The organism is Flavisolibacter tropicus (genome assembly GCF_001644645.1).
GTDB classification, from domain to species: Bacteria; Bacteroidota; Bacteroidia; order Chitinophagales; family Chitinophagaceae; genus Flavisolibacter; species Flavisolibacter tropicus.
In genome coordinates, this window is sequence record NZ_CP011390.1 from 2,212,972 (window position 1) to 2,234,808 (window position 21,837).

Genomic DNA, 21,837 nt, shown 5'->3' on the forward strand with positions numbered 1-21,837 from the left:
TTCTGAGAGAAATAAATTGGTCTTCCTATATAGAAATAACGATATAAGTACTTTTTATACTGAATGCTGTCTCACTTGTTATGTGCTTAATCGTTACTGAGCCTAATAGATATAACCCATAGCCCATCCCTTTTACATGGCATTGAAGATAAAATAGGACTTCACCTGCACACGCATTGAGTTTGTGTAAGATAATACAATAAAAGGCCATTTAAAGTTGAGCCCCTAATTCAATACTACGTCAGCTTTAGTGGATGAAGTTGGTTACAATTATTTCCATAAAACCACAGATTATTTACAACTGGATATTAAATCGCTTAACTCATTCATAGTCGTGCGGTTACTTTTGAGTAAAGCAAAATCTATTTTATGATTAAATCCGGTTTTAAGTAGTGCCAGCGCAAACAGCATGGCTTCAACATTTACGACATCTTTCACCACTTCTTTTCTATTGCAACTGGGATGAGCAAAACACCAGGGACCAGCAATGTTGGTAGTGCATAAAAATTCACCTCCCCAGTCAAACAAAAAATAATTCACCACGTCACTTAAGAGCTCTGTTTCGGCTTGAGTAAATTGGCAATAGCCAGAATACTGTAGCGATAGCTTCGTGAGTAAAGTGTAACAATGATTGGATCGTTGTTGTATATCAAACACCCACTCACCTTCTCTTACCAATCGATGGATCGCATCTTCGTTTACTGCATTGCCTTCTGCATCTACCATTTCATAAGTCTCCAAACCGGCTAATGCTAACATCTCTTCCTTTTTTCCATTGGCAATGTCATACATCAGCAGAGAAACCAAAAAGGCATTTTCTCGTTCATCAAAATATATTTCAATCATAAGAGTAAGGTTTTTACGTGGCGAAGTGGTAAATGTAGACGGACTACAATTGAAAAAAATTTTCCAACTGGATTTTTATACTAACGCTAGTGCTTATAGTAGGCTATATCTTTAGTAAGTAGGTGTTTGTTCAACTAACAATTGTGCTTTTTAATTCCTGAAGGAACACTGCTTTTTGCCATTTTATAGAAGGCACAAACTTGGAGTTCTATTACTATCCGAACCTTTAGGCCAGCTCGATATAAACGATCATCATACCACCCAATACTGTTACTACTGTAGCTGATACTTTTTGTTTACGTAAAAGGTTAAACACCTTACCGTTTACATCATAACTTTTAGAGACATAACCCACCTTTTCACTTTGCTGGTTATACACTGCAACGGCTTTGGAATCATAAGGGTTGCTAGGCTCTCTTTTTAATATAACCGTTTCGTTTGATTGGGGCTCTTTAAAAGTATAATACCTCAGGCCCATTACACCTACAGTCATTTGCTTAGGTTTTGAAGTGAATTAAAGTTTTTAGGCTTTGCGCTTACTTTTATTAGGAAAAGGATATTTACTATCTATTCCAGGAACTTCGTTTGCTACGATTTTTAGACATAGAATCGTTACATTTTATAAGTTGATCGGATTATAATATTGGGCACTCTAATTCATGCTTACTGTTATACAATAGTAGGCCACTCCCTACTGAAAAGTAAAATCAACTTTCCAAGTATTATTCAATACCATTTTGCCTGTTATATTCCTTGATTATTTTCAGCAACTCCTCAATGCGGTTATTATAATTAGCTATGGATTGAAGCAGGTTATTTCTTTTATAATACGATTGTAAGAAAGAGTAAAGATCTTCTGCTGCTTTATATTCCTGGTTAATGAAGTCCGAATCCATATTGCTTTTAATAAAGCCATCCCACACGCCATTGCTATTGGCTTGTTTTAAAAAAGGGATATATTCATAAATATTAAAGTCTTCACCTTCATCCGGTAATATCGATATTAGGGAATCCAAAAACTCGGCTATATACATGTGTACCACATTATGTAGACATTCCACTTCAGCTACTGTCAATTCTATATATCCGGATGATATAGTGCCGACTTTGCTTGCAATTAACCTTGTTTGCTGTACCATTTCTTCAATTACCGATAAAGCGATTCCGTGCTGAATGGCCCTATCGATTGCATCTGATGAGTCATCATAGTCTATATATCTTAACAATACACTCTCGAAGCCTTGGATATCACCATCATAAATCATTGCATAATCTGTCATTACCAGATCTAACACACTAACAAGGGCTCTATTTAGAAGCAATACATTGCTATAATGGAAGAATATTTTTACCATATAATATCTTTTTATTTAGTGCATCAAATATGAAGTATCCACCCTTGGAAAAAAATTTTCCGTTATCCACATTCGCTGTAAAAACCTGCTATCTTAGCACCAGTAAGCATTTCAAAGGCTTAACTTTTTTTTCGCCTTCTTTTAATTTATTATTTCAACGTAATAAAATTTCAAGCACCTTTTTCTGGAATATCAGTTATGCATGCATCATCGACAGCCTTAATTGCCTATACTTTTTTTTAAAAAGAAGCAATGAAGCCAAAGTGTTTAAAGGACTGTTAACTCCGTAACGCCTTCGGCTGTTTAACATATCCAACAATATCTCATACGGCCACAACAATAAGTGTATGAATACCAATATGAACAGAGATTGCAAATTTCAGTAAGAGTATCTAAAGATGAACTGCAACAACTGTATACGATTGTGGCAAATAATAGTTTAAACTCCTCATTTTCTGTGCTTTACTTCGTAAGTGAAAGATGTATACACCAACCGTATACTTTAACTATCAACCCAATTTGTATGCAATCAAAAGTCGTTTCGTTTCGCTTACCAGTTAAAGACTACGCACAGTTATTATCTAAAGCTGCGGATCAAAACATGGCTTTGTCGGACTATGTACTCACCAAGCTGTATAAGCCAGAAACCACCACAATCCATACCACAGTGCCCAGGCCCTCCTATTATTTCCAATACAAAGAATTGCTGCAGCGGCTTATTCAAGCAACAGAAACCAACAAAGACATCTTGAGAATTGAAGCGCAGTATGGAAAAGGTACCCGCGTAGTTGTAATGAACGCTGAAATTGTCCAGGAACTAAAGGAGGCATTAAAAAATATTAAATAAGGTTTCTCATATTTAACCAAAAGTGTACCTTTAGGTACGTTTTTTTCAAAACAATGAACATTCAAACCATACAACTCGATAAATTAACCGGTAAAAGCTTTGAGGAGTTATATAGTAATCACCTAATTGATTTACTGGAAATGCAGCGAAACCTAAGGGTATCACAATTTGCTATTAAGGATACAGATATAGAGCACCGCACTATTTTACATTGGGAACAGGAAGGACTCATTGAAAAACGAGAAGCCAAAGAGGGTACCTGGCGAAAATTCTCTTTCGAAGAGTATGTATGGCTCAGGATTATCAAAGAGCTGCGAGTTTTCGGCACCCCCATTCCCTTGATTAAAGAAATAAAAGCCTACTTATTTTCTTCAGCTGATTTTACTAGTATATCAACCATTGTTAATGAAGACCTATTAGAGCATCTAAAAGCGTCCTTTAAAGACCAAGAAAATATTGACCAGGACCAACTGGCGGCATTAGATATAAAGCAGCTAAAAGAATCTCTTAAGGAAAAATCTTCTATAACCAACTTTTTTGCTCTTCTGGTTGAGATTATTTACAGCCGTCCACCGGCATACTTACTGGTCAATGCCAAGGGAGAATTTGCTCCAATTTTATTAAATAAAGTGAAGACTGAAGAAAAACTGCATATCCTGTTAGAAGAAATGCAAAAAAGCAGTCTATTAAGCATCAACATTACCCAAATCATAGAAGCCTTTTTTTCTACTACCCATTTTAGCGGCAGTGTGTATTACAATCTGTCTCCATTAAGCAGAAAGGAAAAGGAAGTGCTGGATATAATCCGGTTGCAACGGGTACACCGAATTGAAATTGACATAAAAGAAGAAGGTCCTTACAAAGTAGAATTTAAACGCTACAGGCCTACTAAAGGCACCATTGACCAAATAGAAAAAATAATTGCTAAAGGCAAGTATGGCAACATTTCCTTGCATATGGCAGAGGGAAACATTTTGCAATTTGTTGAAACCGAAAAACGAATAATTAAATGACAAATAAACAACAACTGGAAATCCCAGCTTGCATTGTTCATCCGTCTGCTGACCTGAGAACCAGGATGCTGACACTACAACTGCTGTTGTATGATCGACGCTGCAATCTGTCGAAAACTCCTGGAAGAAGATGGAAACCATTATAGTGAGCAGGAACTTTTAGAAATCACCAATTTGTTATGGCAATTAGCCCAATTAACTACTGAACACAATTTAAATAGCAAAAGCAATGGTAACGCAGAATAAACGCGCAATTTTAATGGCGAGGGTCAGCTCAGATGAACAAGCTAAAGGTTATAGCCTGGATATTCAGGAAGAAAAGCTGATCAACTATTGTAAACGCCATAATATTGAAATTGTAAATATTTATAGAGAAGACCATTCGGCGAAAGATTTTAACCGTCCCAAATACAAACAGATTCTACAGTTTATTAAATCTAATAAAGGATTAGTAGACTTATTATTGGTTGTTTCTCCTGATCGTTTTTCTAGGGACATGATGGAGGCCTTTGTAGAAATTAAAAGATTAAAAAATTATGGAGTAGAACTTCAAACAACCGATCAGCCACTTGACTATAACTCCCCTCAGGGAGTATTTTCATTTGCTATTGGTTTTGCCACTCCGGACTCGGATAATCGACTAAGAAAAATAAAGATCACCGAAGGGGTAAGAAAAGCAAAATCCACTGGCCGATATTTAGGCATTGCACCGTTTGGCTACAAAAATGCTAGAGACACGGAAAACAAACCCGTTATTATTCCTAATGAAAAAGCTTCTGTTGTTCAGCATATCTTCCGGTCCATTGCAGGAGGTAAGAGCCAGGCTGAACTTCGTGCGGAATTAAAACGCCAAGGTTATAATTTTTCAACCAGTACGTTATCCGACTTGCTTCGAAAAAAAGTATATATCGGTAAGATATTTATAAAGGAAGATGACGGTTGTGGGTATTTTGTCAAAGGACTACACGAAGCTATAATAGACACCAATACCTTTGAAAAAGTTCAAGCCATATTTGAGCAATACAAACGAAAGAAAAACTTTGTAAAAGCAAAAAGCTTTTCTGAGGCATTTCAACTACGGGGTCTGCTTTTATGTGATACTTGTGGCCGCAAAGTGACTGGAAGCAAATCTAAAAGCAGAAACGGCAGCCTTCACTCCTACTACCATTGCAACCACTGTAAACAAGTACGGTTGAAGACGGCTGAAGTTCACCAAAAGGTAGAAACTATTTTAGAAGAAATCAAAGTATCCAAGGGTGCTAAAAAGCTCTTTGATCTGATGGTCAAAAAACTCTTTGAAAAAGAATCTATCAAGAAAAGACCTGTAAAAAAAATCGAAGAAGAGATAGAGCTATACAAAAAAAGGATTGTAAAAATCCAGGATGATTATGCTGATGGTTTAATCACAGCAAAAGCATTTAATGAGAGTTTAGAAAGATTTGAAGCCATTAGTGAGAAACTAAGGAAAGAACTTTCGGATAATAACAGCCATTTAAGCGAGCACCAGCATTATTTAAAAGAAGGGATTAATGCATTAGAACAACTACCCCTATTTTACAAAACAAGTTCTATAGAAGTTAAAAGACAAATTTTTGGTTCGATCTTTTCAGAAAACTTAATTATTGGTAAAGAGAAATGTCGAACCACTAAAATCAATGAAGCACTTTGGCTGATAATGGCTACAGATAAGGATTTAAACAAAAAAGAAACCGGACAACCCTTCAAAAATTTAGAGTTGTCCGGTGAGGTGGAGAATACCGGAGTCGAACCGGTGACCTCTTGCATGCCATGCAAGCGCTCTAGCCAGCTGAGCTAATTCCCCGAGCGAGGTGCAAAAATAGGATTTGAAACAATACGGACGGCATAATAATTTCTCTCTTTCCTTAAATTTTTGGTTATGCAGAAAGGTGGAGAAAAAAAGCAGGTAAAACCGGCCCAGAAACAAACTATGCCGGGCTCAGAACAAGAAATGAAACCAAAGCCCAAATCTGAACGCCCCAAGGAACCTCTCAAGTTGGAAGGCAAGGTTGCTCTCATTACCGGTGGCGATAGTGGGATAGGAAAAGCAGTAGCGATCCTTTTTGCCAAGGAGGGCGCTGATGTTGCTATTTCGTACCTCAGCGAGCATAAAGATGCTGAGGAAGTAAAACGCATAATAGAAGAAGACCATGGTCGCAAATGCATACTGATGCCTGGCAATATTCGTAAGGAAGACTTTTGCAAGAAGATTGTAGAAGAAACAGTAAAGAAGCTAGGAAAACTGGATATATTGGTAAATAATGCCGCAACCCAAACAGAACAAAAATCGCTGGAAGATATTTCTACCGAGCAGCTGTATGAGACTTTTGAGACAAACATTTTTGCCATGTTTTGGATCACCAAACAGGCTTTGAAACATTTGAAAAAAGGTGCTTCTATTATTAATACAACTTCCGTTACGGCCTACCGCGGCAGTGGAGGTTTACTGGATTATTCCTCTACTAAAGGAGCAATCGTATCCTTTACACGCAGTCTGTCGGCCAACCTGGTAGAGAAAGGCATTCGTGTAAATGGTGTAGCCCCCGGCCCTATCTGGACGCCATTGATTGTTGGTTCTTTTAATGAAGAGAAAGTCAAAACATTTGGTTCCGATGTACCTATGAAACGCCCCGGCGAAACGGCTGAAGTAGCGCCATGCTATTTGTTCCTGGCCAGTGAAGATGCCTCTTATATGTCAGGACAGGTGCTACATCCTAACGGTGGTGAAATTATTAATGGGTAATAGAACTTTGATTTAAAAGATTTAAAAGATTGAGAGGAAGGATTAAAAAGATAACTTATACGATTAGAAGGGTTGGCATTATTTCTGTTTTTACTACCACTTATAACTCTCTGGGGTGGTTTAGCAATAAACCTGAGATCATACCCATACTACCTGATCTGGGTAATGCCAGCGCAGGGATGAGAGAAAAAGGTTCAGGTATTATTACTTGAACCTTTTACATTATAACTACAAGCAATGTATTTCTGTTTCACTTTCACCTCTTTTTCTTATCAACCTCCTCTACCATATTACAAACACTAATCATTACTACTATACCCATCTATTTGCTTACCCCACTCTTGAGCCTAGGTTTGTTCTGACCAACTCCGTAACGTTACGGAGTTGAGTAAACTTTCGGCAAATAGTAACCAAGCTTTACATAAGACATTTGGAAGGCAAAGGCATGCCTTCCATACACTTTGAGTAGGGTAAGGCATCAACCTTTCTCAAGGAGCACGTACGGCTACATATTTAATAATAAGGAACTGTGAAAATTGTTTATAATCAAACTTGCTGTTGGGAAAAACCACACCTTTAAGCTTGAACCACCAACACTAAAGATTAAAAAATGACTTTAGAGCATGTAGCCATTTGGACAAACCAGTTGGAAGAACTAAAGACTTATTATCAAACCTACTTCAATGGTGTGCCTAATGACAAGTACACCAACGCTACCTCCCAATTTCAGAGTTACTTTCTAACGTTTAAATCTGGCGCGCGTTTGGAATTAATGTCTAAGCCAGATGTACCGGTAAACCGGAATGATACCATTCACCAACAATACCTGGGAATTATTCACCTGGCGTTTGGTGTTAATACTATGGAAGAGGTAGATCTGAAAGCAAAAGAATTGGCAGCAGCCGGCTATCCTATCCTGCGTGGTCCGCGCCGGACGGGTGATGGTTATTATGAGTTTGAAACACTGGACCCCGATAACAACCGCTTAGAGGTAACGACAAAATATATAATGCCTGACGGGCTCAAATAAAAAGAGTATGAAAGACAAAATAAAAAATGTAAAGACAGATGTGCTTTCTGACAACTGGTATAAGTTGGAAAAAGTAACATTTGATTACAAGAAGAATGATGGCAACTGGCAAACACAAAGCCGTGAAGTATATGATAGAGGCAACGGTGCTACCATACTCCTATATAACAAAAAGAAACAAACGGTTGTACTTACCCGCCAGTTTCGTCTTCCAAGCTATCTTAATGGCAACCAGGAAGGCTATTTAATAGAAACCTGTGCCGGCCTGCTGGATGAAGACGATCCTGTAGCCTGCATACGCAGGGAGGCTGAAGAAGAAACCGGTTACCAACTGGAAGAAGTGCATAAAGTGTTTGAGGCCTATATGACGCCGGGGGCAGTTACAGAGATCCTTTATTTTTTTGTAGGTGAATATGCACCCTACATGAAAGTAGCAGAAGGCGGTGGAGTGCCCCACGAGCATGAAGAAATAGAAGTACTGGAAATGCCCTTTCAAAAAGCTTACGACATGATTGCATCTGGCGAGATAAAGGATGCTAAAACAATTATGCTTCTTCAATACGCTAAACTTAATAATCTCTTCTAATGACAACCAAAACTTCGCTTATGATTTTAGTGGCTGGCCCCTATCGCTCTGGCACTAATGACGATCCGCATCTTATTGAAGCCAACGTAAAAAACATGACTGACACAGCGTTGCTGTTGTATCGCAAAGGGCACTTGCCAGTATTGGGCGAATGGTTCGCCTTACCCTTGATAGAAGCGGCTGGTTCAAAACAGATCGGTGATGCTGTTTTCAATGAAATCTTTCATCCTGTAGCTGTACAGCTCATTGATCACTGCGATGGTGTATTACGCATTGGTGGACCATCCTCTGGCGCTGATGAGATGGTAAATACAGGTAAAGCGAAAGGCAAACAGATCTTTTATAGCCTAGAGGAAATACCTGCAGCAGCAACGGTTTAAAAGTTTAAAGTTTAAAGTCTACTATTTAAGGTTATTGTAAGAACTAGTCGACAATTCAATTGTCTGCTTACGATAACCTTAAACTTTACTTCTTAAACAAATAAACATTAAAGCTTTTTGTCGTCATTATCAGTTTTATTGCTTTCATCCGTTTTCTTTCCAGCCTCTTCATTTTCATTAGTTGGCTCTATTTTATTTTGTACTTCCAGTTGTTCCTGAACTTCCTTGCTTTTAGAGCGCAATATGGGAAAAGCCAACGGGCTATGAGCAGGACGTTCATCACCTAACAATACGCCCCACTGTTTCATATTATCCGTACGATCAAAAATGATTTTCATAACGGCTATAACGGGCAGAGAAAGAAACATACCCGATACGCCAGCCACTGCGCCTGCTACTATAACACCTACGATAGTGGCCAGTGCATTTATTTTCACCTTAGATCCAACAATACGCGGCATCAAAATATTATTGTCGAGAAACTGTACAAAAGCAATAGTACCCAAGACAGCAAAGATGGGCCAGATCTCTTGGGAAGAAGTAAGCGTTAGTAAAACACCAATGATATTTCCAATTAAAGCACCTATATAGGGTATAAGGTTTAGAAAAGCAAAGATGACTCCGATAAGAATGGCATGTTTAATACCAATAAAGAATAGTATACCTCCAAGCAAAACTGTGATATAGGTAATCTGAATGGCCAACCCAACTAAATAACTCTTGATGATCGTTTGGCTCTCACGCACTGCTTCTTCAACCTTCTCATGTGATTGTTTAGGAAACCAGAGGAATACAAAACGCAACAGCAGGTTTCGATAAAAGAGCATCAAAAAAATATAGATCGGCAACAACGCCACAAATACAAACACCGATGTTATAGAACCAAAAGCACCTGAAACCATTCCACCGGCATAGTTCATCAACTTGTCACTTTGCTCATTGATTATTTGAACTTGTTTAGCCGTCGTATAATTGGTCTTAGAACTGATCCAAGCACTGATCGAATTCAGATGAGCCGTTACATTTTGCTTAATTACAGGAAAGTCGTTTACCAAGCTACTGATCTGTGCTGAAAAAAACCATACAAGTGCAGCCATTACTATAATAAGTAACAACAACGTCAAAAGGATTGAAAACACCTCTGGTAGCTTCTTCCTATGAAAAAAGCGGAATACAGGCAGCAGCATGATAGCCAGGAAAAAGGCCATTAGCAGCGGCATGATAATGTCTTTACCCACAAGAATAATTGCGAATAAATAATAAATACCTACCAACTCAATAGCGCGCCTTACTGTTACCGGCAATTTTGCATACTGTTCTTGTATCATGGTATAAATATAATCTCTCTAACGGCTCAATAAAACTGAGCCTTGCGAACGCTACATTAGCGGGACTTTAAAAGTTGGCGAATCAGGAAGATGTTTTGACGGGCAGTAATAAGAAGATCGTTTCCTTCAGCCCCACCCCAACAGGCATTGGCTGGGATAGTAGGCAACTCTATTTTCCCCAACCGGTTACCTTCACGATCTAAAATAAGAATTCCTTCTTTGCTGCATAAATAAAGATTTCCATTAGGATCGCATTTTATACCATCACTGTTTTCTTGGGCTGCAATCTTTAAGAACTTCCAACTATGCGCATCAAATGCTAGTACTAGTTTTTCAAATGGCTTATTGGAGCAACAATACAGCACATCTTGATTGGGGGACAAACAAACGCCATTGGGATAATGCAGGTTATCTTCTATCAAAACCACTTCTCCATTGCGCCAGACATAAACCCCAGCCAATGGCTGAAATGAAGCCGGCACTAGCTTTTGATCTTTTAATCCATACGGAGGATCAGTAAAGAAAACGGTTCCATCATTATGCGCCACAATATCATTCGGGCTGTTAAAGCGTTTGTCATTATACGATGCAATTAAGGGCTGCACCTCTTTACCATCATATCTACCTATAGCACCATTGCCGTGCTGACACACCAGCAGGTTACCTTCCCTATCATAAGTCAAACCATTCGAGCCAATTTGCTCTGAAAGAAAAGAAGTATCCAGCAACGTACACCCACTAGCTACTATATATTTTTGTTTAGGCTGATCGGGTGACACTTTATAAATTGAGTTTAAAGGAATATCACTGAATAAATAATAGCCTTCCGTATTCCACACTGGCCCTTCAGAAAACGAACAGCTATCATCCAGCAGTTCTATTTCAAAGGCTGTATTTATAAAGTCCGTTAGTTCTGGTCTATAAATGGTCAATGCTGGATGTGTGGCCACTTTAAATGTTTTTGTTATTATGTTACAGAATCGTAATCAATTGCTGGATCACTTTTTCCAAGTTAATACCTCTTCCTAAAACTGGCTTAAATAAATCACCTTCAGCCTTCACCCTTTCATAAATATTTTTGATAGTATAGTCAGTAGGTGCAAGTCCTTTTTTTACTTCATCCCAATGTAAGGGGGTAGAAACAGAAGCCCCCTGCCTAGGACGGATAGAGTATGGGGCAGCAGCTGTTTGCGTTTCCTTATTTTGCAGAAAATCCAGATACACTTTTTCTTTGCGCTTAGCAGGACTGCGCTCCATGCTGGTACTATTGGGCATCTCCTGTTGCACTAATTTACAGATCAATTCTGCCAACTGCTTGCTTTGGTCAAAATCATACTTTGCGCCCAATGGAATATAAATATGCATACCTGTGGCGCCCGATGTTTTACAATAGCCTTTTGCGCCACTTGCATCCAGAATCTTCTTAATTACCTGTGCCACTTCAATTACCGTATTAAAACTTACGCCTTCAGGATCCAGGTCAATGAGACACCAATCTGGATACTGCCAGCTATTAACTCTGGAATGCCAAGGATTCATTTCAATACAGCCCAAATTAGCCATATAGATCAGCGACGCTTCGTTTGTACATACCAGGTATTCTACATTAGTCTTAGTAGACTCGCTATAGTCTGTATAGGTTTCCAACCATTGAGGCTGCTTACCTTTCATATCTTTTTGAAAGAAATTCGGAGCCCCAATACCGTTAGGATGACGATTTAACGAGTGGGGCCGGTCTAGCAAAAAAGGCAAGATATATGGCGCCATTCGCAGGTAATGATTAATTGAGTCGATCTTTTGAAAACCTTCATTTGGCCAATAGATCTTATCTAAATTGGTTAATGATAAGTCTATTTTATTTATTGTTACTGTTTGGTTAGCGCCATTCTCAAGCTGTAATTGCAAGCCAGATATTTTCTTAGAATTTTTAGATAAAGAAGACTTCTTTTTAGTCGTCCTTTTAACAGGTGTCTTGGTTTCCTTTTTTCCAGCCGCTTTTTTTACTATAGTGCTTCGCTTTTCTTCTTTTTCTACACGGACATCTTTAGCCTTCTTATCTGTACGCAGTCCCATAAAAATGGGATGCCGGGCAATATGTTCTTTGGTCCACTCAGTAAACTTGATCTCACAAACCAATTGCGGTTTTACCCAAGTGGCAGGCATATTAGTCTTAGGCACTTTTTTAAATGGGCTTTTATTCGTTACCAAGGGCTGTAAGCGGTCATAGATCTCTTTCAGGCTTTTGGTATTAAAACCGCTGCCTGTATGGCCTACATACACGAATTCATCATCTTCGTATACACCAAGCAGTAAGGCTCCAAAGAACTTACGGGTTTTGCGTGGCACTGTAAATCCTGCAATTACGACCTCTTGTCTTTTATTCACTTTAATCTTCAACCAATCAGCTGTACGTTTTCCTGCTTCATAAATACTATCGGCGCGCTTAGCCATTATCCCTTCTAATCCTTGTTTCAAAGCCGCTTTATAAAAAGCACTTCCATTCCCAATTACATGATCGCTATAGCGCAAAATCAAATCTTTTGGAGGTATTAACTCGCACAAGATCTTTTTACGTTCTATTAAAGGCAGCCGCGTAAGATCATATCCATTGAGCCAGAGAATATCGAATACATAAAACTGCAATTGCACCGGCGCATTTTGCCAGTTTTGTAAAAGCTGAAAGTTTGCTAATCCATTTTTATCAATAGCCACGATCTCTCCATCAAACACAGCGTTTATCCCTAATTCTTTCAATGCCGCTGTTACCGGCGCATACTTATCGGTAAAAGGCTTATTATTTCTTGAGATTAACTTCACTTTAGTATTATTCAAATACGCTAAAGCTCTATAACCGTCCCATTTGATTTCATATAGCCATTGGGGATCACTAAAAGGTTCATCCACCAAAGTAGCAAATGCAGGTTTTATATTAGCAGGCATTGGTTGTGCCTGAATGAGATCTTTATACGATTTTAATAGTGGAGATAGTACCCCAGCTCTCTTCGTTAGGCTTATCTTCTTTGCACCGGCAGCTGTCTTCACCGCAGTAATAGCTTTCTTTGCCCCCTTCTGTTGAGTGGCATTTTGTTCTTTGGGGTGATTCAGTTTTACGCCTTTTTTCGCTGCTATATCGGCCAATGTTTTTCCTGACTTCACCGAAGCCTCTTGCGCTGTAACATCATCATCAGTAGCATATTCGTCTTTACTCTTTATTAATAACCAAGCCTTCTCCTCTCCTTTTCTCATCCTTCTCAACGTGTACACACCGTTCAATTTCTTTCCATAAAGAATGAATTTCAGGCTACCCATCTCTAGCTCCTTCAACAGAATTTGCTCCTGCTCTTTCCTACTTAGCTGCTCGCCGGCCACTGGTGTATAATATCCCTCATCCCACACGATTACAGTACCAGCACCATAATTTCCTTCAGGGATTACGCCTTCGAAATTTCTATAGTCATATGGATGATCTTCTACCATCATTGCTAACCGTTTATCAGCAGGGTTCAATGAAGGTCCTTTGGGAATAGCCCAGCTTTTTAGCACCCCATCCATCTCTAAGCGGAAATCGTAATGCAGGCTAGAAGCGTCGTGCTTTTGTATCACAAAGCGTAACGTAGACTTTGAAGTTTTTGTCTTTCCAGAAGGCTCTGGCGTCTGTGAAAAATTGCGCTTTTTATTGTATAAAGAAAGGCCCATGCTTTTTACAAAATGGGCTAAAATTGTGTGCCAGAAAGAATTGCATAAGAGAGCTATAAGCTGAACGCTTCACGCCGTAAGCCGTTAGCTGTGAAAGGATGATTTTTCAGTCGGTCTTTCTTTGCGTGTAGCGTGAGGCGTATAGCTTGCAGCGTACTTAACATCTTACAAAATAAAAGTGTGGCATTAACCACACTTTATTTCAAACTGTATAACAAAACAAACGCTAAGCTCTTTTCTTGCCTTTTTCCAGGCTTCGTTTTAATATATCCATTAAATCTTTTACAGTGGCCGTTGGCCTTTCTTCTGGTTCGGCTATACGTATATGTTTGCCAGCAGCCTTTGCTTTAATTACCTTTTTCAGTTCTGCGATATAGGTATCCTTAAAGGCTGTGGGGTCAAATGTTTCTGTTAAATTGGTTATCAGTTTTTTAGCCAACTCTAGTTCTTGCGCAGTCACTTTTGTACTCTTGGCAGCTTCAGGCACTTCTTTAATTTCCTCCTGATAACGCATTTGATCTAGCAAAAGCACGTTCTTGTAGGGCTTAATAGCACATACATGCTCACGATTACGTAGCATAAATTCAGCAATCCCTACGGATTCGGTTTCTTCTAAAGCTTTTACTAAAAGACGGTAGGATTTTTCACCTCCCTTTGCGGGGACGATGTAATAAGGTTTTTCGAAATAGATTGGATCTATTTCATCGCTTTTGGCGAACTGGAGAATATCTATAGAGCGTGATTTTTGTGGACTTGCTTTTTCAAAGTCCTCTTCGTCAACTACCACATATTTGCCTTTAGCATACTGGTAGCCCTTCACAATATCTTTCCACTCGACCTCGTTTCCTGTTGCTGTATCAATACGGGCGTAGCGTACCGGCGCCAGGTCATCTCTAGACAACATATCAAAATCAATAGCTTCTGATTGAACAGCGCTTACAAGCTTTACTGGTATATTCACTAATCCAAAACCCAACGTACCCGACCAGATCGCACGCATGTCACAAGAATTTATGAAGCAGGGAAGTAAGTGCTGGTGCCCACATGATTGGGGTTACGAAACCAAGCGGTCATTGCCCCCATAGCACTGTGCCACCAGGAGTTCTTTGTACGCAACTGGGTTTCGTAATATTCCGCTTTCAGCATTTTTACTTTTACCAACACCATATCTTCCAGCTGGTTTGACTGAATATCATTAAACATTTCTAAAAAGGTGCTTTGCTCTTCTGGGTCAGTAACTACCCAGCCCTTTCCATTCACCTGCAAAAAGTAATCAACCCCTTTTTAAAGAAATCCATACGCACAGGAAATTCATTATCAAACTCTTGTAAGTTCTGTTTAGGCTTTTGTACAAAAAACCACATGTATCCGAAATCGTCTACCTTGATGTTGGATACTAAAGAAGTGGGAAGCTTTAGCACAGACTCACTTTGGTTAAAGAAGATGGCGCTTCCAATTTGTTCGATTTTCTCTTGGAGGAAAGTTAATTGTTGCGTTTGTTGACTTGCTGACATAATGTAAGTTTTGATGAGTAATCAAAGGAACTTATAGGAACAACTCCAAATTAAATACCACAAAAAACAAAGGCCAAAATGCCGTTTCCGTCTATTGCATGGGTAAATTCATCCACAAGCCAATTGAATTAACAGCCTAGGGACTGGCACCATTTTCGGGTAGTATTGGTATTACTCACTGATAAACCACAATCTTTATGGCAAAGTCGATATTGGCTACACCTACTAGGTCACAGCCTGCCACTAAGGTAAAAGACGACAGGACACTGCTAAAAGAATTGCTCATAGACGAGTTACGAGACATTTATTGGGCGGAAAAATACTTGACTAAAACAATGCCCCGCCTATTAAAGGCCGCAACGTCTCCCCAATTGGCCCATGCATTTGAAAATCATCTGATGCAGTCGCTGGACCAGATTACCCGCCTCGAGTTGGCATTTGAAATGATGGAGCTACATCCCCGCGCCCGTAAATGTGAAGCCATGGAAGGATTAGTAAAAGAATGCCAGCAAATGCTGCAGGATATGCCCAAAGGCAGTTCAGCACTAGATGCCGGGTTGATCATTTGTGTGCAAAAGATTGAACATTATGAAATTGCAGCTTACGGCAGCCTGGTGCAACTAGCAAAAACAATGGGAAGAAAGGATGTAGCAGACATTTTACACTTAACATTGGTAGAAGAAAAAGAGACTGATGAATTGCTTACAGAGTTAGCAGTAAGTGGCATCAACCTGGATGCTGTACATGAAGAAGGGCAATAAACGCCTGTATTCGTTAAGGGGAAAGGTCAGATTTTTGGTCTGACTTTTTCTTTTGACAAAAGAAAACAATGACTAGTTCATTAAACACCTCTAGGAAAACGGGCTTTTCTGCAAAGTTTGAAACAATAGCCAACAAAGTAACCCGTCTTGCCGGAAGCTCTTATGCCTTTTTAATTGCGTTTGCATTAATCCTGCTATGGGGTATAACGGGACCTTTTTTTCATTTTTCAGATACCTGGCAGCTCGTTATAAATACCTCCACCACTATTGTCACGTTTTTAATGGTATTTATCATTCAGCAGTCACAAAACAAAGACTCAATTGCGCTACAACTAAAGCTCAATGAACTTATTGCCTGTAATGAAGCGGCCAGTAACCGGCTGATAGACGTTGAAGACATTACCCAGGAAGAGCTGGATACTTTAAAGAACTTCTATGTTAAGCTGGCTACATTGGCAAAAAAAGAAAATGAGCTATTTAGCTCTCACTCCATTGATGAAGCAGCAGATATTCATAATCAGAAAAGCCAATTTGCGAAAAACCGTGTAGCTAACCGGAATATAAAACCAGAATAACCTATGGAAGTAGTACAACTCACGCATAAAGAATTTTTAAAGATCGATAAGGATTATAGCCAAGCAGCTAAGATCGCCGACCTCCATTACGTAAATGACAAACAGGCTGGTATACAACGTATCAAAAAAGGGCAAGGCTTTAGCTATATCTATAACGATCAACTGCTAACTGATGAAGCGGAGCTGGAGCGAATTAAAAAGCTGGCTATTCCGCCAGCCTGGACTAACGTTTGGATCTGTCCTAAGTCCAATGGTCATATACAGGCTACCGGGTTTGATACCCGTAGTCGGAAACAGTATCGTTACCACGAGCAATGGCAAACATTACGCAACGAAACAAAGTTTCACCGCCTTTATGAATTTGGAAAGCTTTTACCCTCTTTACGCCTAAAATTGGAAGAGGACTTTTCAAACAAGGAGTTAAGTGAAGAAAAGGTTATTGCAACAGTTATTAGTCTTATGGAGCGCACCTATATACGAATTGGCAATAATGAATACGAAAAAATAAATGGGTCGTATGGATTAACCACCTTAAAAGACAAACACGTCAAAATTGAAGGTGATAAAATCCGCTTCTCTTTTAAAGGAAAGAAGGGTATTGACCATGACATTAGCCTTCGTAGTCGTAAACTAGCAAAGGCCGTTCAAGCTTGTCGAGATATTCCGGGCAAAGAACTGTTCCAGTACTACGACGTAGAGGGCAACAAAAAACCTATTGACTCTGGATGCGTGAACAATTATATAAAAGACGCTACAGGAGGTGATTTTACAGCAAAGGATTTCCGCACATGGGCAGGCACTTTAAATATCCTAAGAGCTTTTAGAACTTTGGGGGAAGCCCCATCTGAGACCGAGTGCAAAAAGAATGTGATTAGTGCCCTGGACGAAGTAAGCAAGAAACTAGGTAATACTCGAACAGTTTGCAAAAAGTACTATGTACACCCCGGCATTATAAAACTTTATGAAGGCAATAGCCTTAATAAATACCTGAAAGAGCTGGATGAAATTGAAAAGGCAGATTTTCTTACTGGTCTTACTTCAGAGGAAAGAGTATTAATGAAGATTCTCCAACAGTTGGTTTAAATGAACTTTACCGCCTTAAAAGTTTACAAGCTCACGTTTGGAGTATTTACTAAAAAGAAAAGGTGAACTTGTAAACTCATAAACTTTAAAATCTCATCACTTACCTTTTCTTTCTGGTACTCCAGATCTTCCTGGAGCCTTGTTTGAACTTCCCTTACTATCCGCACTACGGCTACTACCGCCACCACGACTAGTACTGGTACCGGCACCGCTTCCTCGTCCTCTAACACCCGACGTAGCAGGCGTTTTACTACTTCCGCCACTTGCCTCTTTTCTTCCCTCACTGGAAGTTCTATCAGTCCCGCCATCAGTGCGCCCTGAAGCATTTGAACGTATTGCCATATTATGTTTTTTACGTTACAATGAATTACGCTTTTTTAGCTGTACGCTTTCGAGGAGCGGCTTTTGAACCTCGCTTAGTTGCTGTTTTACGTGCTGTAGTCTTTGTAGCGGTTTTACCTCTTGATGACTTCGCAGCTGTTTTACGTGCAGTGCTTTTGGCAGCAGTTTTACGGCCAGTACGCTTAGTTGCTGTTTTAGATGCAGTTTTACGTCCAGTACTTTTTGAAGCGCTCTTTTTCGCAGGCACTTTTGCGCCGCGTTCTCTGGCTTCAGAAAGTCCAATAGCAATAGCCTGCTTACGTGAGGTTACTTTTTTGCCACTGCGACCACTTTTCAGTTTACCTTCCTTCATTTCATGCATGGCATCTTTTACCTTTTTACCGGCAGTTCTTGAATATTTTGCCATATGTCAGAATTTTAAATGAACAATAAAATAGTACTGTAATTATCGGACCAGTTTGCATCAGAACTAAATGCAAAGAGCCTTTTATCACATAAACAATTCCGTTTGGGTACGATTTTTTAATTCAATTCCTGAAATAAACAGCTATGGAAAGAAATGAAAAAGTAGTAGACATCTTAAATGACCTGATCCGCATTAATCATGACCGTATTGTAGGTTATGAAAAAGGTATTGAAGAACTTAAAGATGGTGATGCTGATTTAAAAACATTGTTTAACCGTTATATACAGGAAAGCAAACAATACGCGGGGGAACTTACACACGAAGTAAACCGCTTAGGTGGCACCCCTTCCGACGGCACTACAAACTCCGGAAAGATCTATCGTGTTTGGATGGATTTAAAAGCAGTGGTTGCAGGTCATGATCGCAAAACAGTTCTTGAAAATTGTGAATTTGGAGAAGATGCGGCTCAAAAGGCGTACGATCTTGCACTAAACAATGAAGATGCTCATTATGAGGCTCCGCTGCGTGATATTATCGTTCGCCAGAAAGCCCAATTAAAAGTAGGACATGATGAAGTAAAACGATTACGTGATATGTACAAGGCATCTCATTAATTAGAAGAACTGAAATAATTCTCATGCTATACTGTTGCGCTATTATAACAATAATAAAGCGATCATTTTATAGCACCGATTAGGTACAGCATGAGATTTCAAAAAAAGTAAAGAAGGCAAGCACTGATAAGTAAAATTTACAGTTGCTTACATTCCAACACTAATTGAGGCTGACTTATTTGTCAGCCTCATTCTTTTGGGGAAAGTGATACTCAGCGAACGGTCTTTTAAGCACTACTATTTTGGCAAACTATTTTATTTATATGCCTTATAAAAAATAGTTATGCTGGTAAATGAAAACAACAGCATGCCTTATATGAAGAGCTTGGTTACTTGCTTAAACCGGATGATAACCGACGGGTATACAGAAGACTTTAAAGTAACAGACAATGGCTTAGAGGCATTACAGGCAGGTAAAATATATAAAGCAGATGAGGTGTCTGTTATTAATTTCTTCCGGTTCGAGGGAGCCTCTGACCCGGAAGACAATGCTATTTTATATGTACTTCTAACAAAAGATGGATTAAAAGGCACTCTCATTGACGCCTATGGATTATACAATGATCAACAAATTAGTCGTTTTATAAGTCAGGTAACATCGATTGCAAAGAAATCGACAAAAGCCAACTTATGATTATAACCAACTACCATAAACAGGCATGTATGGAGGCTTGGCTAAATTGTGAAAACCTCCTGATTTCGATCACACAAAAACCGACATCCTACTCACAATACACCTTAAGGGTAATAAATGAATGCGCGGACATTTGCCTGGCCGCACAGGAAGCTTTAAAATTTAAGTACGCGAACATTGGTGAATTAGCCTTGCTTTGTATAGGTATTTGTGAAGAATGCGCAGATATATGCGAACGGTATAGCGGTGTCCAATTTAAAACATGTGCATCTACCTGCCGCTACTGCTCTAATGTATTTGCTTCACTGGCTTTGAACGCTTAATAAGGCCAATTGTACCAGCAGCTTCCGTAGCCATAAATATGCATACATGGTACTAGCTTGTTGAAAAGTTTAAATTTTGGTTTCTAGGCTAATTACTAATTGTTAGTTGCGGCTAGTAGACCTATCAAACCACCCCAAAAAGCGAATCCATTAACACCAATCCGTTAATCAGTAATAAAAAAATGGCCACAGTAGATACTGCAGCCTTGCTGATAGAATGGACCGTGTATATGAGAAAGAGATTTATGCTCTTCGTATTATGGCTAATAAAATAGATATGATAGCCAGTATTATCAATATATGTATTAGCCCTGTAGCACTCCAGTAAAACACTCCCAATAACCAACCTATAATGCAGATCACAGCTAATATGTAAAGTAGACTACGCATAAGCTTTATTCACTTAAATATGTATTAAAAAAACATTGCCAACCAGTTATAAGCAGAAAAGTAGTAGCGTTTATGTAGAAGCGCTTATATGGCGGCGGTGTTGTGTGTAGCAATTTCCACAAGCAGAGTTTACTTCAGTTTTATAAAATCAAGCGTGGCACAGCTTTCTATATGTATTTACAAACAATTCGAAATGAAAAGGGCACATTCCATTTGGAAGGCTTTTAAAATGGCAGGTGCTGGTTTTTTTGAAGACAATGCCTTTAAACTCAGTGCCTCGTTAAGTTATTATACGGTCTTTGCATTAGGCCCCTTGATTATTATGATCATTTCTTTAGCAGGCCTTTTCTTTGGACAGGAAGCTGTACAAGGCAGGGTTTATATGCAGTTAAATGGCTTAGTAGGAAGTACAGCGGCTTTACAGATTCAGGATATCATTCGAAATATTCAATCATCAAGACTAGGAACGGCAGGAGCCATCTTTGGTGGTATCGTATTATTTATAGGGGCAACCGGAGTGTTTACTGAAATGCAGGACTCTATTAATTACATATGGTCTGTAAAAGCCAAACCTAAAAAGGGATGGCTAAAGTATTTATCAAACCGCCTGCTATCCTTTTCACTTATTGTCGGGATCAGCTTTGTATTGCTTGTATCATTGACTATTAATGCCCTGCTAAACTTATTGAGTGATAAATTAGCCCGCCTTTTACCAGCCTATACCTTCCAGTTATTTCACATCATCAACTCACTGATTATTATACTTGTAATAAGTGGATTATTTACCGTTATATTTAAGATACTTCCCGATGCAGTCATTAGCTGGAAAGACGCCCTTTTAGGAGCCGTATTCACCGCTCTACTCTTTTTATTAGGGAAATTTCTTATCAACTATTATATAGGCACTTCTAACTTAGGCGTAACTTATGGTACGGCAGCTTCTATTGTAATTATTCTAACCTGGGTCTATTACTCCTCTATCATTCTTTACTTTGGTGCGGAGTTTACAAAAATGTATGCAATACAATCTGGCTCAGGCATACATCCAAAAGAAACAGCAGTCTTTATTATTAAGAAAGAAGCCAAAGAGATTCCTCCTTCCCATTTAGATACCTAGAGTATGACTCTATAATTTAAAAACTCCTGCTTACTATACTTTTATGGTCTCTTTTGATTTTAGAATATTGCCGCCAAATTGTTCAACAAAGCCATTAGCTCTATTATTAACTACAAAATAAACCGTTTTAGGAGTCGGTAACAGCTCACTATCAAAAACAATTTCACAGTACCTACCCCTATTACCAGAATTATTAATTCAAATACAATAGAGATAGGCCTAATAGTGATAATTAA

The 21,837-nt window shown here is 39.0% G+C and carries 26 protein-coding genes, 1 tRNA gene, 1 pseudogene and 1 riboswitch; of the genes and pseudogenes, 15 read left to right on the plus strand and 13 right to left on the minus strand.

The features are described from left to right. Window positions 1–291: 291 nt before the first annotated feature. The 3 genes from SY85_RS09195 to SY85_RS09205 all read right to left on the minus strand — a co-directional run bounded on the left by SY85_RS09195 (window position 292) and on the right by SY85_RS09205 (window position 2,201). Window positions 292–846, minus strand: coding sequence for a hypothetical protein (locus SY85_RS09195; protein WP_066403805.1), 555 nt, complete (start codon window positions 844–846; stop codon window positions 292–294). A gap of 226 nt (window positions 847–1,072) precedes the next feature. Beyond that, window positions 1,073–1,339, minus strand: coding sequence for an HIRAN domain-containing protein (locus SY85_RS09200; protein WP_066403807.1), 267 nt, complete (start codon window positions 1,337–1,339; stop codon window positions 1,073–1,075). A gap of 229 nt (window positions 1,340–1,568) precedes the next feature. Next, window positions 1,569–2,201 (minus strand): hypothetical protein, encoded by a 633-nt coding sequence (locus tag SY85_RS09205; protein ID WP_066403809.1) that lies wholly within the window; start codon window positions 2,199–2,201, stop codon window positions 1,569–1,571. A 523-nt stretch (window positions 2,202–2,724) separates the two neighbouring features. On the opposite strand from SY85_RS09205, the gene SY85_RS09215 reads away from it, so the two are divergent. From SY85_RS09215 to SY85_RS26205, 4 genes and pseudogenes are all read left to right on the plus strand, one after another. Continuing rightward, window positions 2,725–3,048 (plus strand): hypothetical protein, encoded by a 324-nt coding sequence (locus SY85_RS09215; protein WP_066403812.1) that lies wholly within the window; start codon window positions 2,725–2,727, stop codon window positions 3,046–3,048. A gap of 53 nt (window positions 3,049–3,101) precedes the next feature. Beyond that, window positions 3,102–4,061: a helix-turn-helix domain-containing protein gene (locus SY85_RS09220; RefSeq protein WP_066403814.1), complete on the plus strand. Its 960-nt coding sequence runs from the start codon at window positions 3,102–3,104 to the stop codon at window positions 4,059–4,061. A gap of 90 nt (window positions 4,062–4,151) precedes the next feature. Further along, window positions 4,152–4,307 carry a hypothetical protein gene (locus tag SY85_RS25620; RefSeq protein WP_158512957.1) on the plus strand — a complete coding sequence of 52 codons (156 nt, stop codon included), beginning with the start codon at window positions 4,152–4,154 and terminating at the stop codon, window positions 4,305–4,307. Window positions 4,308–4,320: 13 nt separating this feature from the next. Next, a pseudogene (locus SY85_RS26205) lies at window positions 4,321–5,238 on the plus strand (recombinase family protein); the annotation flags it as partial. A gap of 571 nt (window positions 5,239–5,809) precedes the next feature. Here SY85_RS26205 and SY85_RS09225 read toward each other — a convergent pair. Then, window positions 5,810–5,883: transfer RNA gene (locus tag SY85_RS09225), tRNA-Ala, on the minus strand. 75 nt (window positions 5,884–5,958) lie between these two features. Between SY85_RS09225 and SY85_RS09230 the strand changes: the two genes are divergently transcribed. From SY85_RS09230 to SY85_RS09245, 4 genes are all read left to right on the plus strand, one after another. After that, window positions 5,959–6,822: an SDR family oxidoreductase gene (locus SY85_RS09230; RefSeq protein ID WP_066403816.1), complete on the plus strand. Its 864-nt coding sequence runs from the start codon at window positions 5,959–5,961 to the stop codon at window positions 6,820–6,822. 101 nt (window positions 6,823–6,923) lie between these two features. Next, a riboswitch (TPP riboswitch) is annotated at window positions 6,924–7,020 on the plus strand. A 412-nt stretch (window positions 7,021–7,432) separates the two neighbouring features. Beyond that, window positions 7,433–7,852 carry a VOC family protein gene (locus tag SY85_RS09235; protein WP_066403818.1) on the plus strand — a complete coding sequence of 140 codons (420 nt, stop codon included), beginning with the start codon at window positions 7,433–7,435 and terminating at the stop codon, window positions 7,850–7,852. 7 nt (window positions 7,853–7,859) lie between these two features. Beyond that, window positions 7,860–8,438 (plus strand): GDP-mannose pyrophosphatase NudK, encoded by a 579-nt coding sequence (gene nudK / locus SY85_RS09240; protein ID WP_066403820.1) that lies wholly within the window; start codon window positions 7,860–7,862, stop codon window positions 8,436–8,438. Next, a complete protein-coding gene (locus SY85_RS09245) occupies window positions 8,438–8,818 on the plus strand; it encodes a DUF4406 domain-containing protein (protein WP_066403822.1) in 381 nt (126 codons plus the stop codon). Before nudK ends, SY85_RS09245 begins: the two co-directional genes overlap by 1 nt. A 107-nt stretch (window positions 8,819–8,925) precedes the next feature. Here the strand turns inward: SY85_RS09245 and SY85_RS09250 are convergent, their stop codons facing one another. From SY85_RS09250 to SY85_RS09275, 6 genes are all read right to left on the minus strand, one after another. Beyond that, window positions 8,926–10,146 (minus strand): AI-2E family transporter, encoded by a 1,221-nt coding sequence (locus tag SY85_RS09250; RefSeq protein ID WP_082886349.1) that lies wholly within the window; start codon window positions 10,144–10,146, stop codon window positions 8,926–8,928. A 56-nt stretch (window positions 10,147–10,202) separates the two neighbouring features. Next, entirely contained in the window at window positions 10,203–11,096 is an 894-nt protein-coding gene (locus tag SY85_RS09255; RefSeq protein WP_066403824.1) for an SMP-30/gluconolactonase/LRE family protein, read from the minus strand. Window positions 11,097–11,118: 22 nt separating this feature from the next. After that, window positions 11,119–13,842, minus strand: a complete 2,724-nt coding sequence (gene ligD / locus SY85_RS09260; RefSeq protein ID WP_066403828.1) for a DNA ligase D — start codon at window positions 13,840–13,842, stop codon at window positions 11,119–11,121. Between the two features lie 226 nt (window positions 13,843–14,068). Next, a complete protein-coding gene (gene ku, locus SY85_RS09265; protein WP_066403830.1) occupies window positions 14,069–14,842 on the minus strand; it encodes a non-homologous end joining protein Ku in 774 nt (257 codons plus the stop codon). Window positions 14,843–14,853: 11 nt separating this feature from the next. Further along, on the minus strand, window positions 14,854–15,102 hold the full coding sequence (locus SY85_RS09270; protein WP_148661143.1) for a hypothetical protein: 249 nt from the start codon (window positions 15,100–15,102) through the stop codon (window positions 14,854–14,856). After that, on the minus strand, window positions 15,099–15,356 hold the full coding sequence (locus SY85_RS09275) for a hypothetical protein (RefSeq protein ID WP_066403833.1): 258 nt from the start codon (window positions 15,354–15,356) through the stop codon (window positions 15,099–15,101). The genes SY85_RS09270 and SY85_RS09275 overlap by 4 nt, the downstream gene beginning before the upstream one ends. Window positions 15,357–15,553: 197 nt before the next feature. Here SY85_RS09275 and SY85_RS09280 point away from each other — a divergent pair, with 197 nt between their 5' ends. From SY85_RS09280 to SY85_RS09290, 3 genes are all read left to right on the plus strand, one after another. Beyond that, window positions 15,554–16,117 carry a YciE/YciF ferroxidase family protein gene (locus tag SY85_RS09280; RefSeq protein ID WP_226999056.1) on the plus strand — a complete coding sequence of 188 codons (564 nt, stop codon included), beginning with the start codon at window positions 15,554–15,556 and terminating at the stop codon, window positions 16,115–16,117. Window positions 16,118–16,185: 68 nt separating this feature from the next. Next, a complete protein-coding gene (locus tag SY85_RS09285) occupies window positions 16,186–16,692 on the plus strand; it encodes a low affinity iron permease family protein (RefSeq protein WP_066403836.1) in 507 nt (168 codons plus the stop codon). Window positions 16,693–16,695: 3 nt separating this feature from the next. Next, entirely contained in the window at window positions 16,696–17,775 is a 1,080-nt protein-coding gene (locus tag SY85_RS09290) for a DNA topoisomerase IB (RefSeq protein WP_066403838.1), read from the plus strand. Between the two features lie 96 nt (window positions 17,776–17,871). On the opposite strand, the gene SY85_RS09295 is transcribed toward SY85_RS09290, so the two are convergent. Together SY85_RS09295 and SY85_RS09300 are read right to left on the minus strand one after the other, a co-directional pair. Then, entirely contained in the window at window positions 17,872–18,117 is a 246-nt protein-coding gene (locus SY85_RS09295) for a hypothetical protein (RefSeq protein ID WP_148661144.1), read from the minus strand. Between the two features lie 25 nt (window positions 18,118–18,142). After that, entirely contained in the window at window positions 18,143–18,523 is a 381-nt protein-coding gene (locus tag SY85_RS09300; protein ID WP_066403843.1) for a DUF6496 domain-containing protein, read from the minus strand. A 143-nt stretch (window positions 18,524–18,666) separates the two neighbouring features. Here SY85_RS09300 and SY85_RS09305 point away from each other — a divergent pair, with 143 nt between their 5' ends. The 3 genes from SY85_RS09305 to SY85_RS26250 all read left to right on the plus strand — a co-directional run bounded on the left by SY85_RS09305 (window position 18,667) and on the right by SY85_RS26250 (window position 20,094). Continuing rightward, window positions 18,667–19,137 (plus strand): ferritin-like domain-containing protein, encoded by a 471-nt coding sequence (locus SY85_RS09305; RefSeq protein WP_066403845.1) that lies wholly within the window; start codon window positions 18,667–18,669, stop codon window positions 19,135–19,137. A 283-nt stretch (window positions 19,138–19,420) separates the two neighbouring features. After that, a complete protein-coding gene (locus SY85_RS09310) occupies window positions 19,421–19,771 on the plus strand; it encodes a hypothetical protein (protein WP_082886351.1) in 351 nt (116 codons plus the stop codon). 29 nt (window positions 19,772–19,800) lie between these two features. Beyond that, window positions 19,801–20,094, plus strand: a complete 294-nt coding sequence (locus SY85_RS26250) for a four-helix bundle copper-binding protein (protein ID WP_472342636.1) — start codon at window positions 19,801–19,803, stop codon at window positions 20,092–20,094. Between the two features lie 243 nt (window positions 20,095–20,337). Here the strand turns inward: SY85_RS26250 and SY85_RS25420 are convergent, their stop codons facing one another. Continuing rightward, window positions 20,338–20,484, minus strand: a complete 147-nt coding sequence (locus SY85_RS25420; protein WP_148661145.1) for a lmo0937 family membrane protein — start codon at window positions 20,482–20,484, stop codon at window positions 20,338–20,340. A 193-nt stretch (window positions 20,485–20,677) separates the two neighbouring features. Here SY85_RS25420 and SY85_RS09320 point away from each other — a divergent pair, with 193 nt between their 5' ends. Further along, complete coding sequence (locus SY85_RS09320; RefSeq protein WP_066403848.1) at window positions 20,678–21,601, plus strand: YihY/virulence factor BrkB family protein; 924 nt, start codon at window positions 20,678–20,680, stop codon at window positions 21,599–21,601. The last annotated feature ends 236 nt before the right edge of the window (window positions 21,602–21,837 follow it).

Excerpts from the sequence above, each read along its gene's own strand:
- SY85_RS26250 (WP_472342636.1), top strand. The coding sequence starts at position 19,801 with ATGGAGGCTTGGCTAAATTGTGAAAACCTCCTGATTTCGATCACACAA.
- SY85_RS09235 (WP_066403818.1), top strand. The coding sequence starts at position 7,433 with ATGACTTTAGAGCATGTAGCCATTTGGACAAACCAGTTGGAAGAACTA.
- SY85_RS09295 (WP_148661144.1), bottom strand. The coding sequence starts at position 18,117 with ATGGCAATACGTTCAAATGCTTCAGGGCGCACTGATGGCGGGACTGAT.
- SY85_RS09310 (WP_082886351.1), top strand. The coding sequence starts at position 19,421 with ATGCTGGTAAATGAAAACAACAGCATGCCTTATATGAAGAGCTTGGTT.
- SY85_RS09230 (WP_066403816.1), top strand. The coding sequence starts at position 5,959 with ATGCAGAAAGGTGGAGAAAAAAAGCAGGTAAAACCGGCCCAGAAACAA.
- SY85_RS09305 (WP_066403845.1), top strand. The coding sequence starts at position 18,667 with ATGGAAAGAAATGAAAAAGTAGTAGACATCTTAAATGACCTGATCCGC.
- SY85_RS09250 (WP_082886349.1), bottom strand. The coding sequence starts at position 10,146 with ATGATACAAGAACAGTATGCAAAATTGCCGGTAACAGTAAGGCGCGCT.
- SY85_RS09220 (WP_066403814.1), top strand. The coding sequence starts at position 3,102 with ATGAACATTCAAACCATACAACTCGATAAATTAACCGGTAAAAGCTTT.
- SY85_RS25620 (WP_158512957.1), top strand. The coding sequence starts at position 4,152 with ATGATCGACGCTGCAATCTGTCGAAAACTCCTGGAAGAAGATGGAAAC.
- SY85_RS09285 (WP_066403836.1), top strand. The coding sequence starts at position 16,186 with ATGACTAGTTCATTAAACACCTCTAGGAAAACGGGCTTTTCTGCAAAG.
- SY85_RS09290 (WP_066403838.1), top strand. The coding sequence starts at position 16,696 with ATGGAAGTAGTACAACTCACGCATAAAGAATTTTTAAAGATCGATAAG.
- SY85_RS09205 (WP_066403809.1), bottom strand. The coding sequence starts at position 2,201 with ATGGTAAAAATATTCTTCCATTATAGCAATGTATTGCTTCTAAATAGA.
- SY85_RS09245 (WP_066403822.1), top strand. The coding sequence starts at position 8,438 with ATGACAACCAAAACTTCGCTTATGATTTTAGTGGCTGGCCCCTATCGC.
- SY85_RS09320 (WP_066403848.1), top strand. The coding sequence starts at position 20,678 with ATGAAAAGGGCACATTCCATTTGGAAGGCTTTTAAAATGGCAGGTGCT.
- ku (WP_066403830.1), bottom strand. The coding sequence starts at position 14,842 with ATGCGTGCGATCTGGTCGGGTACGTTGGGTTTTGGATTAGTGAATATA.
- SY85_RS25420 (WP_148661145.1), bottom strand. The coding sequence starts at position 20,484 with ATGCGTAGTCTACTTTACATATTAGCTGTGATCTGCATTATAGGTTGG.
- SY85_RS09300 (WP_066403843.1), bottom strand. The coding sequence starts at position 18,523 with ATGGCAAAATATTCAAGAACTGCCGGTAAAAAGGTAAAAGATGCCATG.
- SY85_RS09200 (WP_066403807.1), bottom strand. The coding sequence starts at position 1,339 with ATGACTGTAGGTGTAATGGGCCTGAGGTATTATACTTTTAAAGAGCCC.
- nudK (WP_066403820.1), top strand. The coding sequence starts at position 7,860 with ATGAAAGACAAAATAAAAAATGTAAAGACAGATGTGCTTTCTGACAAC.
- SY85_RS09275 (WP_066403833.1), bottom strand. The coding sequence starts at position 15,356 with ATGTCAGCAAGTCAACAAACGCAACAATTAACTTTCCTCCAAGAGAAA.
- ligD (WP_066403828.1), bottom strand. The coding sequence starts at position 13,842 with ATGGGCCTTTCTTTATACAATAAAAAGCGCAATTTTTCACAGACGCCA.
- SY85_RS09280 (WP_226999056.1), top strand. The coding sequence starts at position 15,554 with ATGGCAAAGTCGATATTGGCTACACCTACTAGGTCACAGCCTGCCACT.
- SY85_RS09195 (WP_066403805.1), bottom strand. The coding sequence starts at position 846 with ATGATTGAAATATATTTTGATGAACGAGAAAATGCCTTTTTGGTTTCT.
- SY85_RS09215 (WP_066403812.1), top strand. The coding sequence starts at position 2,725 with ATGCAATCAAAAGTCGTTTCGTTTCGCTTACCAGTTAAAGACTACGCA.